This window comes from Novosphingobium sp. G106, from assembly GCF_019075875.1.
Lineage (GTDB): Bacteria > Pseudomonadota > Alphaproteobacteria > Sphingomonadales > Sphingomonadaceae > Novosphingobium.
In genome coordinates this window covers 3,354,117-3,368,915 of sequence record NZ_JAHOOZ010000001.1, presented here as the reverse complement: position 1 = coordinate 3,368,915, position 14,799 = coordinate 3,354,117, and the positions used below count along the sequence as shown (strand labels likewise).

Annotated in this window: 16 protein-coding genes and 1 pseudogene; 13 read left to right on the top strand and 4 right to left on the bottom strand. The window is 67.6% G+C overall.

Going from position 1 to position 14,799, the window contains the following annotated elements:
- The first annotated feature begins 32 nt into the window (after positions 1-32).
- Both KRR38_RS16050 and map read left to right on the top strand, forming a co-directional pair.
- A complete protein-coding gene (locus KRR38_RS16050; RefSeq protein ID WP_254514832.1) occupies positions 33-854 on the top strand; it encodes a DUF3298 and DUF4163 domain-containing protein in 822 nt (273 codons plus the stop codon).
- Positions 855-906: 52 nt separating this feature from the next.
- Positions 907-1,734 carry a type I methionyl aminopeptidase gene (gene map, locus KRR38_RS16045; protein WP_217403421.1) on the top strand — a complete coding sequence of 276 codons (828 nt, stop codon included), beginning with the start codon at positions 907-909 and terminating at the stop codon, positions 1,732-1,734.
- A gap of 125 nt (positions 1,735-1,859) precedes the next feature.
- Here map and ccmB read toward each other — a convergent pair whose 3' ends face one another.
- Both ccmB and ccmA read right to left on the bottom strand, forming a co-directional pair.
- Complete coding sequence (gene ccmB, locus KRR38_RS16040; RefSeq protein ID WP_217403419.1) at positions 1,860-2,516, bottom strand: heme exporter protein CcmB; 657 nt, start codon at positions 2,514-2,516, stop codon at positions 1,860-1,862.
- Entirely contained in the window at positions 2,513-3,115 is a 603-nt protein-coding gene (gene ccmA / locus KRR38_RS16035) for a heme ABC exporter ATP-binding protein CcmA (RefSeq protein ID WP_217403417.1), read from the bottom strand. Before ccmA ends, ccmB begins: the two co-directional genes overlap by 4 nt.
- A 48-nt stretch (positions 3,116-3,163) precedes the next feature.
- Between ccmA and KRR38_RS16030 the strand changes: the two genes are divergently transcribed.
- Positions 3,164-3,454 (top strand): 4a-hydroxytetrahydrobiopterin dehydratase, encoded by a 291-nt coding sequence (locus KRR38_RS16030; protein ID WP_217403415.1) that lies wholly within the window; start codon positions 3,164-3,166, stop codon positions 3,452-3,454.
- Here KRR38_RS16030 and KRR38_RS16025 read toward each other — a convergent pair.
- Both KRR38_RS16025 and KRR38_RS16020 read right to left on the bottom strand, forming a co-directional pair.
- A complete protein-coding gene (locus KRR38_RS16025) occupies positions 3,446-4,240 on the bottom strand; it encodes an SDR family oxidoreductase (protein WP_217403408.1) in 795 nt (264 codons plus the stop codon). The genes KRR38_RS16030 and KRR38_RS16025 overlap by 9 nt on opposite strands.
- Positions 4,241-4,252: 12 nt before the next feature.
- A pseudogene (locus tag KRR38_RS16020) lies at positions 4,253-4,871 on the bottom strand (DNA-3-methyladenine glycosylase family protein).
- Between the two features lie 110 nt (positions 4,872-4,981).
- Between KRR38_RS16020 and KRR38_RS16015 the strand changes: the two are divergent.
- The 10 genes from KRR38_RS16015 (at position 4,982) to mraY (ending at position 14,797) form a co-directional block, all read left to right on the top strand.
- Positions 4,982-5,299 carry a 2Fe-2S iron-sulfur cluster-binding protein gene (locus tag KRR38_RS16015; RefSeq protein WP_217403406.1) on the top strand — a complete coding sequence of 106 codons (318 nt, stop codon included), beginning with the start codon at positions 4,982-4,984 and terminating at the stop codon, positions 5,297-5,299.
- Between the two features lie 66 nt (positions 5,300-5,365).
- Positions 5,366-6,373, top strand: coding sequence for a cysteine synthase A (locus tag KRR38_RS16010; RefSeq protein ID WP_217403404.1), 1,008 nt, complete (start codon positions 5,366-5,368; stop codon positions 6,371-6,373).
- Between the two features lie 18 nt (positions 6,374-6,391).
- Positions 6,392-6,700, top strand: coding sequence for a hypothetical protein (locus KRR38_RS16005; RefSeq protein ID WP_217403402.1), 309 nt, complete (start codon positions 6,392-6,394; stop codon positions 6,698-6,700).
- Positions 6,701-7,076: 376 nt separating this feature from the next.
- Entirely contained in the window at positions 7,077-7,583 is a 507-nt protein-coding gene (locus KRR38_RS16000) for a division/cell wall cluster transcriptional repressor MraZ (protein ID WP_217403401.1), read from the top strand.
- Positions 7,580-8,533 (top strand): 16S rRNA (cytosine(1402)-N(4))-methyltransferase RsmH, encoded by a 954-nt coding sequence (gene rsmH / locus KRR38_RS15995; RefSeq protein WP_217403399.1) that lies wholly within the window; start codon positions 7,580-7,582, stop codon positions 8,531-8,533. The genes KRR38_RS16000 and rsmH overlap by 4 nt, the downstream gene beginning before the upstream one ends.
- Positions 8,530-9,069, top strand: a complete 540-nt coding sequence (locus tag KRR38_RS15990; protein WP_217403386.1) for a hypothetical protein — start codon at positions 8,530-8,532, stop codon at positions 9,067-9,069. Before rsmH ends, KRR38_RS15990 begins: the two co-directional genes overlap by 4 nt.
- Complete coding sequence (locus KRR38_RS15985) at positions 9,066-10,805, top strand: penicillin-binding protein 2 (protein WP_217403383.1); 1,740 nt, start codon at positions 9,066-9,068, stop codon at positions 10,803-10,805. The genes KRR38_RS15990 and KRR38_RS15985 overlap by 4 nt, the downstream gene beginning before the upstream one ends.
- On the top strand, positions 10,802-12,265 hold the full coding sequence (locus tag KRR38_RS15980; RefSeq protein ID WP_217403382.1) for a UDP-N-acetylmuramoyl-L-alanyl-D-glutamate--2,6-diaminopimelate ligase: 1,464 nt from the start codon (positions 10,802-10,804) through the stop codon (positions 12,263-12,265). The genes KRR38_RS15985 and KRR38_RS15980 overlap by 4 nt, the downstream gene beginning before the upstream one ends.
- A gap of 1 nt (position 12,266) precedes the next feature.
- Positions 12,267-13,727, top strand: coding sequence for a UDP-N-acetylmuramoyl-tripeptide--D-alanyl-D-alanine ligase (murF, locus tag KRR38_RS15975; protein WP_217403380.1), 1,461 nt, complete (start codon positions 12,267-12,269; stop codon positions 13,725-13,727).
- Positions 13,727-14,797, top strand: coding sequence for a phospho-N-acetylmuramoyl-pentapeptide-transferase (mraY, locus tag KRR38_RS15970; protein WP_217403378.1), 1,071 nt, complete (start codon positions 13,727-13,729; stop codon positions 14,795-14,797). The genes murF and mraY overlap by 1 nt, the downstream gene beginning before the upstream one ends.
- The last annotated feature ends 2 nt before the right edge of the window (positions 14,798-14,799 follow it).

The following is a 14,799-nucleotide window of genomic DNA, read 5'->3' as shown; positions in this document are numbered from 1 at the left end:
GACGAGGGCGCCTAGCGCGAGAGGAAAGTGTGATGGCGATGTCGCGATCTTCGCTGCTGCTGGCATTGGTCCTCGCGGCCTGCTCGAAACAGGCGCAGGAAACGCCCGCCACGCTGGCCAGTGAAGGGACGCCCGCGCCGAAGGTTGCCGCAGCGGCGGAACCAAGTGCAGCGGCGCCCGGTGTCGCCCGGCACGAGGAGCAATCGACCGAACTGTACGAGTTCGAGTACGGCTATCCCGCGGCGGTCGGGGCGATCCCCAAGCTCAAGGCAGAGCTCGACGCCGATCTCGCCAAGCAGAAGGCTGATCTGATTGTCAGCGCCAAGGAGCAGCAGGCGGACAGCAAGAAACAGGGCTTCCCCTACAATCCGCTCGGCAACTGGACGGCCTGGAAGGTCGTCACCGACCTGCCGGGCTGGCTCAGCCTCTCGGCCGATCTCAGCGACTATTCGGGCGGGGCGCATCCGAACCATGGTTTCAGTTCGCTGGTCTGGGACCGCAAGGCCGACCGGCGCCGCGAGCCGATCGACCTGTTTACTTCGAAGGAAGCCCTGTCGCGCGCGATCCGCCAGAACTTCTGTGCAGCGCTAAACAAGCAGCGGGCCGAAAAGCGCGGGGAGCCGGTGAAGGCGGGCAGCACCGACGAGTTCGACCAGTGCATCGATCCGGTCGCCTCGACGGTGATCCTCGGCTCGTCGAACCGGAGCAGTTTCGACCGTATCGGAATTCTGGTCGGCCCCTATGAGGCGGGCCCTTATGTCGAGGGCGATTACGAGGTCACGTTGCCGATTACCGATGCTGTACTCGCTGCGGTGAAGCCCGAATTCCGCTGGGCCTTCGCCGTGAAGCGATAGGCTGCAGGCTCTGGCTCTCGCAATTTCGGGCGATTGTCGCTAGATGGGCGGCATGACCGAATATCAGACAGTCGCCCACGACGAGACCGGGCTTCGCGATGGCACGATCAAGCTGCACGGCCTGGAGGCCTTCGAAGGCATGCGCCGCGCCGGGCGGCTCGCCGCCGAGATCCTCGATGCCCTGGCGCCGATCGTGCAGCCGGGCGTCAGCACCGAAGAGATCGACGATGTCGTGCGCCAGATGACGCTAGACGGCGGCGCCGTGCCCGCGACCTTGGGCTATCGCGGCTATGCGCACAGCTCCTGCGTCTCGATCAATCATGTCGTCTGCCACGGCATCCCCTCGGACAAGACGCTCAAGGACGGCGACATCGTCAACATCGACGTGACCCCGCTGCTCGACGGTTGGCACGGCGATTCGAGCCGGATGTACCTCGTTGGCGACGTCTCGCTGAAGGCCAAGCGGCTGGTCGATGTGACGCACGAATGCCTGATGCTGGGCATCGCGGAAGCAAAGCCCGGCAAGCGGCTGGGTGACATCGGCGCCGCGATCCAGCGCTATGCCGAAGCCAACCGCTACGGCGTGGTGCGCGAGTTCTGCGGCCACGGCCTCGGCCGTTTGTTCCACGACGCGCCCGAAGTGATCCACGCCGCGCGCGCGGGCACGGGTCCTGAGCTGCGGCCCGGCATGTTCTTCACCATCGAGCCGATGATCAACCTCGGCAAGCCGCCGGTGAAGCTGCTCGAAGACGGCTGGACGGCAGTGACGCGCGACCGCTCGCTGTCGGCGCAGTTCGAGCATTCGATCGGGATCACCGAGACGGGCTGCGAGATATTCACGCTGAGCCCGAAGGGGCTGCACAGGCCGCCTTACATCTAGGTCCCGCCAACCCCTATCCCGTCGCCCCTGCGCATGCAGGGGCCCAGATAAGCTCTCGTCCTGAAACGGAGGGCACCAGTTTGCACCGTCATCTGGATCCCTGCCTTCGCAGGGGCGACGGATGGTTAGTTGCGTGAGGCTCTGATCGCCGCTCCAGCAGCAAATGGCGCGATCGCCAGCAGTACCAGGCTCACTGCCCCCGTCAGCGCCAGCCCGCCTTCGCCGCCCGTCGACAGGCTGCCCGCGCCGAAGATCAGCAGCGGCACGGCCAGCGGGATCACCAGCAGCCCGCCCAGCGCGGCTCCGCCACGCAGGCCGGCGGTTATGGCCGCCACCGTCACCCCCAGCGCCGCCAGCCCCGGCGTGCCGACCAGCAGGCCGATCTCCACCGTCTTCAGCGTCGCGCCATCCAGGCCCAGCAGCCCGGCGGCAATGAGGCTCGTCAGCATCAGCGGCGGGCCGAAGCTTAACCAGTGCGCCAGCACGCGCATGGCGACGATCCATTCCTCGGAAATGCCGCGCAGCGCCCATTGATCGAAGAAACCCAGCTCGATGTCGGGTTCGATCAGCCGGTCGAGCGGCAGGATCGCCGCGAGTAGCGCCGCGACCCAGATCACCCCACCGCCGGTGCGCGCCAGCAGTTGCGCGTCGGGGCCGACGGCGAAGGGGAACAGCATGGCGACGGCGAGGAAGAACAGCACAGGCAGCACCGCCCCGCCGCGGCGGCCGAGGAGCAGCAGCGCGAGGTCGCGGCGCAGGATGGACAGCAGCGCGCCGCTCATGCCGGATGATCGCGCAGGTCGATCGCCTGCGCGCCGGGCAGGTCGACGGGCTGGTGCGAGGCGATGACGACCGCGCCGCCTTGCGCACGCCGTTCGGCGATGAGCTCTTCCACGAGCGCCACGCCATCCTTGTCGAGGCCGTTGAGCGGCTCGTCGAGCAGCCAGTGGTCGGCGCCCTGGCCGATCACGCGGGCGAGGGCCGCACGCTTCTTCTGGCCGGTCGACAGGTAGCGCACGGGCACGTCGAGCAGGTTGCCGAGGCCCAATCGCTCGACCGGCGCGGTGCCGCCATCGATCCCCTGCCAAAAGGCCAGCGCCTTGCCCAGCGGCAGGTGCGGATCGAGCGCCGGGCGCTCGTCGAGCAGGGCGAAGGTGCCCTGCCAGCTGATCGTGCCGATGGCGCTGGAGCCCATGTCATAGGCGACGAAGGGGCGCAGCAGACCGGCGAGCATGCGGATCAGGCTGGTCTTGCCGATGCCGTTGGGGCCGGTCAGGTGCAGCGCCGCGCCGGGTTCGAGCGACAGGTCGAGCGGGCCGAACAGCAGTCGGTCGCCCCGTCGGCAGAACAGTTCCCACGCGGTTAGGGCGGCGGCTTGCATCGGCGGCTGCGATAGGGGAATGGTCAGGCGCTGCCAAGGAGAGCGCCAATGGCCATCCCCCGCCTTACCGACGACGAGCGCTCCGCAGCGCTGGCCGAGCTTTCAGGCTGGACGCTGCGCGAGGACGGCCTTGCCATCACGCATGATTTCAAGTTCGCTGACTTCTCCGAGGCCTTCGGCTTCATGGCGCGCGTCGCGCTCTATGCCGAGAGGGCCGACCACCACCCCGAATGGTCGAACGTCTATAACCGCGTTCACGTCACGCTGACGACGCACGATGCCGGCGGACTGAGCCAGCGCGACGTCAAGATGGCGAAAGCGATAGACGCTTTACTCTGACCGCTGGGCCATGAACTTCTTGCCGCGCTGACGAGCGATGCCCGGCGCCCACTTGGCGACGAAGGCGAGCTTGCGGGCGGTCTTGCCGACCAGCGTGTGCAACCGCGCCCCATGCACCGCAGCCCAGGCGGCTTCGGCGGCTTGCTCGACGGGCGTGAACTCCAGCCCCGCCGCCACGACCACGTCGCGCTTGGTGCGGTTGCTGCCGGCGTGCGACGGCGAGGCGAGCAACGGCGTGTCGATGAAGCTCGGCATCAAGGAGCGGACGCGGATGCCGTCGGCTTCCCATTCGCTGTCGAGCGCTTCGGTCAGCGCGCGGACGGCGAACTTGGTCGCCGAATAGACCGCGACGCCGGCCGTGCCGTAGAGCGCGGCGGCGCTGGCGGTGTTGAGCAGGCACGAGCCGGGCGCCGCGGCCTTGAGGAACGGATAGGCCGCGCGGGCGCCGTTGAGCACGCCCTTGAAATTGATGTCGACCAAGCGGTCGATCTCGTCCTGCGGGACTTCGACGAGCGGGCCGCCCGAGGCGATGCCGGCATTGTTGAGCAGCACGTCGATCCGTCCGTCGGGCGCGAACATGCTCAGCGCTTCGGTCCAGGCGGCCGGATCGCGGACGTCGAATTGGTGGGCCGAACCCGCATCGGCCGGGAGCAGGGCGATCGTTTCCGCCATGCCCGCCTCGTTCACGTCGCCGAGCCCGACGCGCCAGCCCTTGGCCGCGAAGAGCTGCGCCACCGCCCGGCCGATGCCCGAGGCACCGCCCGTGATGAAGATCGACTTGGTCATCCTCCTCGCATTCTACAGCGCCGGGTTGTTGTAGCAATGCCAGGTGAAGATCGCCGCCGCGCCGCGGTGGGGGCGCCATTTCTCGGCCAGTTCGCGGGTCAGCTTCTCGCTCGGGCGCTCTTCGAGGCCGAGCAGCTTGTGCAGGCCGGCCTGAACCGCGAGGTCGCCCGCCGGCCAGATGTCGGCGCGGCCTTCGGCGAACAGCAGATAGACCTCGGCCGACCAGCGGCCGATGCCCTTGATCTGCACGAGCTCGGCGATCGCTTCCTCGTCGTCGGCGGGCAGCGAATCGAGATTCAGCGCGCCGCTGGTCACCAGTTCGCAGAGCGAGCGGGCATAGCCCTGCTTCTGGCGCGACAGGGCCGCAGGCGCGCAGCGAATCGAAATCTGCGGCGAGTAGGGCGTCGGCGGCCATGTCCTCGCCCAGCAGCGCCTCGAGCTTGGTCCAAACCGAGGCGGCCGCCGCTACGCTAACCTGCTGGCCGACAATTGTGCGAAGCAGTGTCGCATAACCGGTCGCGCGGATGCGCGGCTCCGGATAACCGCAGAGTTCCAAGGCTCGGGCTATGGCGGGCTCCTGCGCGGCGATGGCGTCCAATCCTTCGCGCAGCGCACCTGCTTGCAAACCCATCATCACTCCAAAAAACAGCTTGGCCCAAGGCACCTTGCCAAAGCCGGTGGCAGCGATTAGCAGCCCCCGGAAGTCACCGATATAGCGTGTATCAAAGGGGAAAGAGAGTCATGCCGCAGATTACTGTCGTCGATCAGGCCGGTGCGGAGCGCGGCATCGAGGCACCGCTGGGCCGGACGCTGATGGAAGTCATCCGCGACAACGGCTTCGACGAACTCCTGGCGCTGTGCGGCGGTTGCTGCTCCTGCGCCACCTGCCACGTCCATATCGACGCGTCGTTCATGGACAAGATCCCGGCGATGAGCGAGGACGAGAACGACCTGCTCGACAGCTCGGACCACCGCAACGAGTACTCGCGCCTGTCGTGTCAGGTGCCGGTGACCGACGCGCTGGACGGCCTGCGCGTCACCATCGCCCAGGAAGACTGAGCATCGATCGGGTGCCGGAACTGATCGGCGATTGATCCCGGACGCTCTGCGCCCTAATCCGCTGGCATGACCGCACCCGTTCCTCAGCGCAGCACGCTCGATCTCATCGGCAAGACCCCGCTCGTCCTTCTCAAGGGGCCGAGCGCGGCCGCCGGCTGCGAGATCTGGGGCAAGTGCGAATTCGCCAACCCCGGCGCCTCGGTCAAGGACCGCGCGGCGCTGTGGATCGTGCGCGACGCCGAGGCCAGGGGAACGCTGAAGCCCGGCGGCACGATCGTCGAGGGCACAGCGGGAAATACCGGGATCGGCCTGGCGCTGGTCGCCAATGCGCTGGGCTACAAGACGGTCATCGTCATGCCCGAGAACCAGTCCAAGGAGAAGATGGACACGCTGCGGGCGCTGCGCGCGGAACTCGTGCTCGTGCCGCCGACCAAATTCTCCGACGCCGGCCACTTCGTTCATACTTCGCGCCGGCTCGCCGAAGAGACCGAGGGCGCGATCTGGGCCAACCAGTTCGACAACACCGCCAACCGCAAGGCGCATATCGAAAGCACCGCGCCCGAGATCTGGGAACAGCTCGGCGGCCGCATCGACGGCTTTACCTGCGCCGCGGGAACGGGCGGGACGATCGCCGGTGTCGGCCTCGGCCTCAAGGAATTCGACGAGGCGATCACCATAGCACTAACCGATCCGCACGGTGCGGCGCTCTACAACTATTATGCCCACGGCGAACTCAAGGCGGAAGGCAGCTCGGTCGCCGAGGGAATCGGTCAGGGCCGCATCACCGCGAACCTCGAAGGTGCGCCGATCGACACGCAGTTCCGCGTCTCGGACGAGGAAGGCCTGGAATGGGTTCGCAAGCTCCTAGCGGAGGAAGGGCTCTGCCTCGGGCTGTCGTCCGGAATCAACGTCGCCGGTGCCGTGGCGCTGGGCAAGCAATTGGTAGCGCAGGGCAAAAAGGATGCGCGCGTGGCGACGATCCTGGCCGATACGGGCTTCCGCTACCTGTCCTCGCTCTACAATCGTGACTGGCTCGAGTCGAAGAATCTTCCGGTCTTCCCTTGGCTCGCCTGATCGTCTAAACAGGGCGTAATGGCGCAGAATATCCAGACTAACCTGGTGCAGCCGGTCGCAACGCCCTCGCAGAACGTCCCTTCGGTGGCGCGCGTTCTGCGGGCTCAAGCCGTCCATCGCTTGCAGATCGGCCTGTTCGGGCTGGCCGCGATGCTGTTGCTCGTCGGACTGGCCAATATCATCATGGATCGCGCACGGCTGGCCGAGGATGCCAGCGCTCCGGCCGACGCTTCGGCCACGACCGGCGCCAAGACGGCGTCCGATCCGCTCGCCGACATCGGCGTCGTCCCCGCCGCCGATCCCAGCGCTGCCGCCGCGGCGAAATAGGCGCTGCGCTTTCGCTCCCGGCCGGGATGGCACGGGATCGTCCGCACTCCTTACCGATCCGACTCCGGGAAATCACGGGACGCGCCGTGATCTGCCCGGATTCGCCTTGTTTCAGTAGATTTACGGGTGAACAGAAGTAGAACTATAGTCCTGGGTTGACCCTCGAACCCTCATTTCACCGAAAAATTCCGTCTTTTCCCGTCTAATCCCCGATTTGCCCTTTTCTCGCTGCCCCTCTGGCAGTAAGGGAAATGCACATCGGAACGGATGATCCTGCCATGTCGTCTTGGCGTGGTGAGTTGGTCGCGAAATGCGCGGCCGGCCACGGAGAAGTCGTGCCGGTTACGGGGTCTTCCTTGGCGGGATTTTGGGGCACATGGCGTCGCAGCCATACAGTTACAACGGAACGGGCTTTTCGCTTCTACGCGACAAGGGCCGCTTCGTGCTGCCCCCGCAGTTCCGCAAGACGGTGCGCGATTCCAGCGGCGACAAATCCGTCCTCTGCCTCGACAAGCACGATCGCTGGACCTGCCTGATCGGCTTCGGCCTCTCGCGCCAGGACGGTTTCGAAGCCCAGCTCGACCGCGAGGAAGGCCTTGCGGCGCAGCGCGGCCAGGACTTCGACCGCGAGTTGCGCGGGGTCCAGCTCAACGGCTTTGCCCAGATGCCCTTCGACGACAGCGGCCGCTTCGTCCTGCCCGACTACCTGGCCGAGCTCGCCCAGGTCGAGGATCAGCTATATTTCCAGGGCGCTGGCCAGTTCTTCGTGATCTTCAGCCCTTCCGAGCTCGCCAAGATGGGCGGGGGCTGGGAAGGTGCGCAGGCCGCCTGCCGCCAGCTCGCCGCCGAAGCGGCCGGCAAGGCCAAGGGGAAGGGCGCATGACGAACAGCGTCCCGCATATTCCCGTCCTGCTCGACGAAGTGCTTGTTGCGCTGCAGCCGGCCCCGGGCACGATCATCGTCGACGCCACGTTCGGTGCCGGCGGCTATACCCGCCGTTTCCTCGACGCCGGCGCGACCGTCCATGCTTTCGACCGCGATCCCGACGCGATCGCTGCAGGGCTTCTCTGGCCCGAGACGCAGGAAGTGCCGCCCCGGCTCGTCCTGCATGCCCGCCGCTTTTCCGAAATGGTGGATGAATTGACCCAGGCGGGGATATCGCGGGTCGACGGCGTTGCCATGGATGTGGGCGTTTCTTCAATGCAGCTGGACCAGCCGGCGCGCGGATTCGCTTTCGCCGCCGATGGCCCGCTCGACATGCGCATGGAGAAAGAAGGCCTGAGCGCCGCCGATTTCTTGAATACTGCCCCCGAGGGGCAAATAGCCGACGTCCTGTTCCAGTATGGTGAAGAGCGACAGTCGCGCCGCGTTGCGCGCGCGATCGTTGCTGCTCGTCCGCTCTCGACCACCGGCGAGCTGGCGCATGTGGTTCGCAAGGCTCTAGGGCATCGCCCCGGTGCGCCCAAGGATCCCGCGACGCGCAGCTTCCAGGCGATCCGCATTCACGTGAACGCCGAGCTCGAAGAGCTGGAGCAGGGGTTGCTCGCCGCCGAGGCGCTGCTGAAAAGCGGCGGCAGGCTCGCCGTGGTCAGCTTCCACAGCCTCGAGGACCGCATCGTCAAGCAGTTCCTGCGCGATGCCAGCGGTGCCGTCGCGGGTGGCTCGCGCCATCTGCCGCAGGCGGTCGCCCAGTCCGCGCCGACCTTCGCCAAGGTCGCCAAGGCGCTCCGCCCTTCCGACGCCGAGACCGACCGCAACCCGCGTGCACGCTCGGCGACGCTGCGCAGCGCCATGCGAACCGATGCTCCGGCGCGCGAGAGGAGAGCGGCATGAACCTGACCCGCGACCGTACGCGCGCTATCGGCTGGGCCGTGATCCTCACGGTCTGCGTCGCGCTGACCCTGGTGCTGACCTTCCGGGTCAACGCCGTCAAAAGCCAGGTTCGCCTGACCGAGCGCCAGATCGTCGCGCTCAAGCAGGAGAAGATCGCGCTCGAGACCGAGTTCGAGACCCGCGCCAACCAGCAGCAGCTGCGCGCGGTCAACGATGTCGAGTTCGGCTACGAAGCGCCCAAGGCCGATCAGTATATCGAGGGCGAGCGCCAGCTCGTGGCCTTCGGCAAGGCCCGCGGCCCGGGCGCGCCGTCGCCGATCCGCGTCGCGCGCCAGGATGAGGAAGACACGCCCGCCCCCTCGGCCCTGACCGCGATGGTCTCGCCGCTCACCGGCAAGGCGGTCGCCGCCGAAGTGCCCGCCGGCGGCACGCGCAAACCGGCCGAAGCAACCGACCTCAAGGACCGCCTCGCGCGCATCGAACTGCGTTCGACCCGCAAGCAGGTGATCGCGAAAGGCAGGATCGAAGAGGAATGACCGCCGTTGCCGTCGCCTCCACGATCACGACGGGCCGCCGCCAGCTGGTAAACGTACGCCAGCGCTCGCTGCTGGAAGCCAAGTGGCGCATGCTCTGGGTGCTGGCGCTGTTCGGGCTGATCGCGGTCTGTGCGCTGATCCGCATTGCCCTGCTCGGCGTGTTCGAGCCCGGCCGCGGACCGGTCAGCGCTTTCGACGCGCTGCTGCCCGATCGCGGCGAGATCGTCGACCGCAACGGCGTGCCGCTGGCGCGCGCGTTCAATGCCTATGCCCTGTGGTACAACCCAAAGGCGCTGGGCGAGGGGGGCTCGCCGCTGGTCAAGTCGCCCGCCGAAGTCGCCGCCGCGCTGGTGCGGATCTTCCCGGACATGGACCAAGCCGAACTGACCGAGCGGCTGGCCGACGGCAAGCCCGGTTACCTGCGCCGCCGCATCTTGCCCGAGGATGCCAACAAGGTTCACGCCATCGGCGAGCCGGCGCTCGAGTTCCCGCGCGAGAACCAGCGGTTCTATCCGCAAGGCTCGATGGCGGCGCATATCCTCGGTTTCGTCGGCGCCGACGGCAAGGGCCGCGTGGGCATGGAGCAGGTATTCAACGACCGCCTGACTGATCCCGCCACGCGCGGCACCCCGGCGATGCTGTCGATCGACCTGCGCGTTCAGGGCGCCCTGGAAGACGAACTGGGCCGCGGTATCCGCGAGACCAATGCCAAGGGCGCGGCAGGGATCATCCTCGACGTCGACACCGGCGAAGTCGTTGCGCTGGCCTCGCTGCCCTCGTTCAATCCGAACCTGATCGACGAGGCCTCGACCCCCAACATCTTCAACCGCGTGACCAACCAGGTCTACGAGCTCGGCTCAACCTTCAAGCCGATCACCGTCGCTGCGGCGCTCGATGCCGGCACGGTCACCGACATGTCGCGCCGCTATCCGGCGACCCCGTTCCAGATCGGCGGCTTCACGATCAAGGACAGCCATAACATGGGCGCGTCGCTGAACGTGCCCGAGGCGCTGATCCATTCGTCGAACATCGTCACTGCCCACGTCGCCGACGAATTGGGCCCGGCGCGGCTCAACGCTACGATGCGCGCGCTGGGCATGAACGAGCGCCCTTATATCGAACTGCCCGCACGCGGCTTCCCGCTGTGGCCGCGCGGCGAGGCCAAGGACGGCGGCTGGTCGCTGATCACGACGATGACCGTGTCCTACGGCCACGGTATCGCAGTGACGCCGCTGCACCTGGCCTCGGCCTATGCGGCCCTGGTCAACGGCGGCATCTGGCGGCCGGCGACGCTCAACAAGCTGACCCCGGCGCAGGTGCCCGCGGGCCGCCGCGTATTCAAGGCCTCGACCAGCGCGCGGATCCGCCAGCTGCTGCGGATGATCGTCGAGGACGGTACCGGCCGCAAGGCCGACGCCCCCGGTTTCCGCGTCGGCGGCAAGACAGGCTCGGCCGAGAAGCCCGGCGCTGGCGGCTATCGCAAGACCTCGCTGGTGGCGACTTTCGCCTCGGCCTTCCCGATGGATCACCCGCGCTACGTCGTCATCGCCATGCTCGACGAGCCGCAGGGCACCCAGGCGACCTCGTTCCAGCGCACCGCCGCCTGGAACGCCGCGCCGATCGTCGGCCGCGTCGTCCCCCGCATCGGTCCGCTGCTCGGCATCATGCCCGACGAGACGCGCGATATCGACATCTCGGAGCTGTCGCCGCTGATCCCGCACGGTGCCGAGGAATGAGGCTCGACGCGCTCGCTGCAGCGGCCAGAATGCCGCTGGCCGCCGGCAATGAAGCGCCGGTAACCGGTTTCGCCATCGACAACCGCAAGGTCGCGCCGGGCACCGTGTTCGGCGCCTTCCAGGGCGCTAAGGTCAACGGCGAGGATTTCATTCCCGCCGCAATCGCCGCCGGCGCCATCGCCGTGGTTGCCCGGCCCGAGGCCAAGGTCGAAGGCGCAGTCCATTTCGCCAGTTCCGAGCCGCGCCGTGCGTTCGCGCACCTCGCGGCTCGGTTCTTCACGCCGGTGCCCGAGACCGTGGTCGCGGTGACCGGGACCAACGGCAAGACCTCGACCGCGGAGATAACGCGCCAGCTCTGGCGCATGGCCGGGCATCGCGCGGCCTCGATCGGCACGCTCGGCGTCACGACGCCCGATGAGACCGTCTCCACCGGGCTGACCACGCCAGACATCGTCACGTTCCTCGCCAACATGACGGGCCTGGCTCGCGAAGGCGTGACCCACGTCGCCTACGAAGCGTCGAGCCACGGGCTCTCGCAGTTCCGCAACGAGGGGCTGAAAGTCGCCGCCGGCGCCTTCACCAACCTCAGCCGCGACCACCTCGACTACCACGCCGACATGGACGACTACTTCGCGGCCAAGATGCGGCTGTTCGACGAAGTCGTCGAGGATGGCGGCAAGGCGGTGGTCTGGTCGGACGACGCCTGGTCGGTCAAGGCGATGGGCCACGCGCGCCGGCGGGGGCTGGAGCTGTTGACCGTGGGCGCGGCGGGCGATGCGATCCGCCTTGTCTCGCGCGAGCCCGGCCTGCTCGGCCAGGTGCTCAAGATCGAGCACGCCGGCGCGGCCTATACGGTCAAGCTGCCGCTGATCGGCGCCTATCAGGCGGCCAACGCCCTCGTCGCGGCGGGACTGGTGCTGGCGACAGGCGGGGACGCGAAGCAGACTTTCGACGCGCTCTCCCGCCTGCAGCCCGTGCGGGGCCGGCTCGAACGCGCTGCGCTGAACCGCGCCGGCGCGCCGGTCTATGTCGATTACGCGCATACGCCCGATGCGCTCGAGGCGGCCATCGCAGCTCTGCGTCCGCACGTCGCAGGACGCTTGATCGTCGTGTTCGGCGCGGGCGGGGACCGCGACCAGGGCAAGCGGCCCGAGATGGGGCGCGTCGCCGCGGCCCATGCCGACCTGGGCATCGTCACCGACGACAATCCGCGCGGCGAGGATCCGGCGACGATCCGCGCGCAGGTGCTCGCTGGGGCCAGCGGGCTGCGCGAGATCGGCGACCGGCGCGGGGCGATCGCCGCGGCAGTGGCCGAGGCCGGGCAGGGCGACATCGTCCTGATTGCCGGCAAGGGGCACGAACAGGGCCAGATCATCGGCAGCGGCGACGCCACGCGCGTGCTGCCGTTCGACGACGTTACGGTTGCAAGAGAGTGCGCGGGCACTCCGGAAGAGGACTAAGATGGCTGCGGTTGCACGAATTCTCGATTGGCCCGTGGATGAGGCGGACGACCTGCCGCTGGCGCTGTGGGACGCGATCTCCATCGCCCGCGCCGTGAAAGGCGTGGCCAATGCCGACTTCCAGGTCTCGGGCGTCGAGATCGACAGCCGCGACGTGCTGCCTGGCGACCTGTTCTTCGCGCTCAAGGGCGAGAACATGGACGGCCACCGCTTCCTCGAAATGGCCTTCGCCAAGGGCGCTGCCGCCGCGGTGGTCGATCGCCCGGTCGATTACCCGCACATCCTCGTCTCCGACACCACGGCCGCGCTCGAAGCGCTGGCCAAGGCCTCGCGGGCGCGGACTTCGGCGCAGATTGTTGGCGTGACCGGTTCGGTCGGCAAGACCGGCGTCAAGGAGGCGATTTTCGCCGCGCTCGACCGTTCGAGCCGCGGCGCGGCGCACCGTTCGGTCAAGAGCTACAACAACCACGTGGGCGTGCCGCTGAGCCTCGCCCGCATGCCCTCGCGCAGCCGCTTCGGCATCTTCGAGATGGGCATGAACCACTCGGGCGAGATCGCCGCGCTGACCCGCCAGGTCCGCCCGCACGTCGCCGTCGTCACCACGATCGCCCCCGCGCATATCGAGATGCTCGGATCGGAAGAGGCCATCGCTGACGCCAAGGGCGAGATATTCGAAGGCGTCGAGCCCGGCGGCGTCGCCATCATCCCCGCCGACAGCCCACATTACGCGCGGCTCAAGGCCAAGGCCGAGCAATACTTTCTCACCGTCGTCGGCTTCGGCCGCAGCGCCCATGCCGACGTTCGTCTGCTCGACACGATCGCGGCGGCCAACGGCGGCTCGCTGGTCACCGCCGACATGGGCGACCGCCGCGTCTGCTACACGATTGCCGAGCCCGGCGAGCACTGGGTGATGAATTCGCTCGCGGTCATGGCCGCGGTGCGCGCGGCCGGTGGCGATCTGGGTGCGGCAGGTGTCGCATTGGCCGACATGGCCGGGCTCGCCGGCCGCGGCGCCCGCGTCGAGATCGAAGCGCAGGACGGCGGCCACGCGCTGCTGATCGACGAGAGCTACAATGCCAATCCCGCCTCGATGCGCGCGACCCTGGCGCAGCTTGGCAAGACCGCGGCGCGCCGCCGGATCGCCGTGCTCGGTTCGATGAAGGAACTCGGCGAGCACGGTCCTGCCTTCCACGCCGCGCTGGCCCAGCCGCTGACCGATGCCCACGTCGATTTCGCCGTGCTCGTCGGGGACGAGATGAAGGCCCTGGCCGACGAATTGGGGAAATCGCCTGTCGCCGAGCTTGGCAAGCCCGTCCGCTTCGCCCATTGCCAGAACCCGGCCGAAGCTCGCCAGGCGCTCGCGGAATTCGGCGTGGAGAGCGGTGACGCGATCCTCGTCAAGGGCTCGAATTCGGTCGGGCTCGGCGCCCTGGTCAAGGCTCTCGCTGCCAAGGAAGCCTGATGCTCTATCTCATCGCTGAGTATTTTCACTTCGAGGGCTTGGCGAACCTCATCCGCTACCAGAGCTTCCGCGCGGGCGCCGCGCTGATGACCGCGCTGGTGATCGGCCTGATCATCGGCCCGCGCTTCATCAACATGCTGCGCGTGCGCCAAGGCAAGGGCCAGCCGATCCGCGAGGACGGGCCCAAGACCCACCTCGCCAAGCGCGGCACGCCGACCATGGGCGGGTTGATGATCCTGATCTCGCTCGTCGTGTCGATGCTGCTGTGGATGGACCTGACCAGCCCCTTCGTCTGGGCCTGCCTCGCCGTCACCGTCGGCTTCGGCGGGATCGGCTTCCTCGACGATTACGACAAGGTCACGAAGCGCAGCCATAAGGGCGTTTCGGGCCGGATCAGGCTGCTGCTGGAATTCGCCGTCGCCGGCGTGGCCGCCTGGATCATCGTCAGCCAGGTCAGCACCAATCTTTACGTACCTTTCCTGTCGGACAGGTATATACCGCTCGGACCCTTCTACTATGTCTTTGCGGCGTTCGTCATGGTCGGAGCAGGCAATGCGGTTAATCTGACAGATGGCCTCGATGGCCTGGCCACCATGCCGGTGATCATTGCCGCGGGGGCCTTTGCCGTGTTCGCCTATCTCGCCGGCCGCGTCGACTATGCGACCTACCTCGGCATTCCGCACGTGCCGCGCGCGGGCGAGTTGGCCATTCTGTGCACCGCGATCATGGGCGCGGGGCTGGCTTTCCTCTGGTTCAACGCGCCGCCTGCGGCCGTGTTCATGGGCGACACCGGTAGCCTGGCCCTCGGCGGCGCGCTGGGCGCGATCGCCGTCGCCGTGCATCACGAGATCGTCCTCGCCATCGTCGGTGGGCTCTTCGTGCTCGAGGCGGCCTCGGTCATCATCCAGGTGTTCTGGTTCAAGCGAACCGGGCGGCGCGTGTTCCGCATGGCGCCGATCCACCACCATTTCGAGCAGAAGGGCTGGGCGGAATCGACCGTCGTCATCCGCTTCTGGATCGTCTCGATCATCCTCGCGGTGATCGGCCTCGCCACGCTGAAGCTGAGGTGACC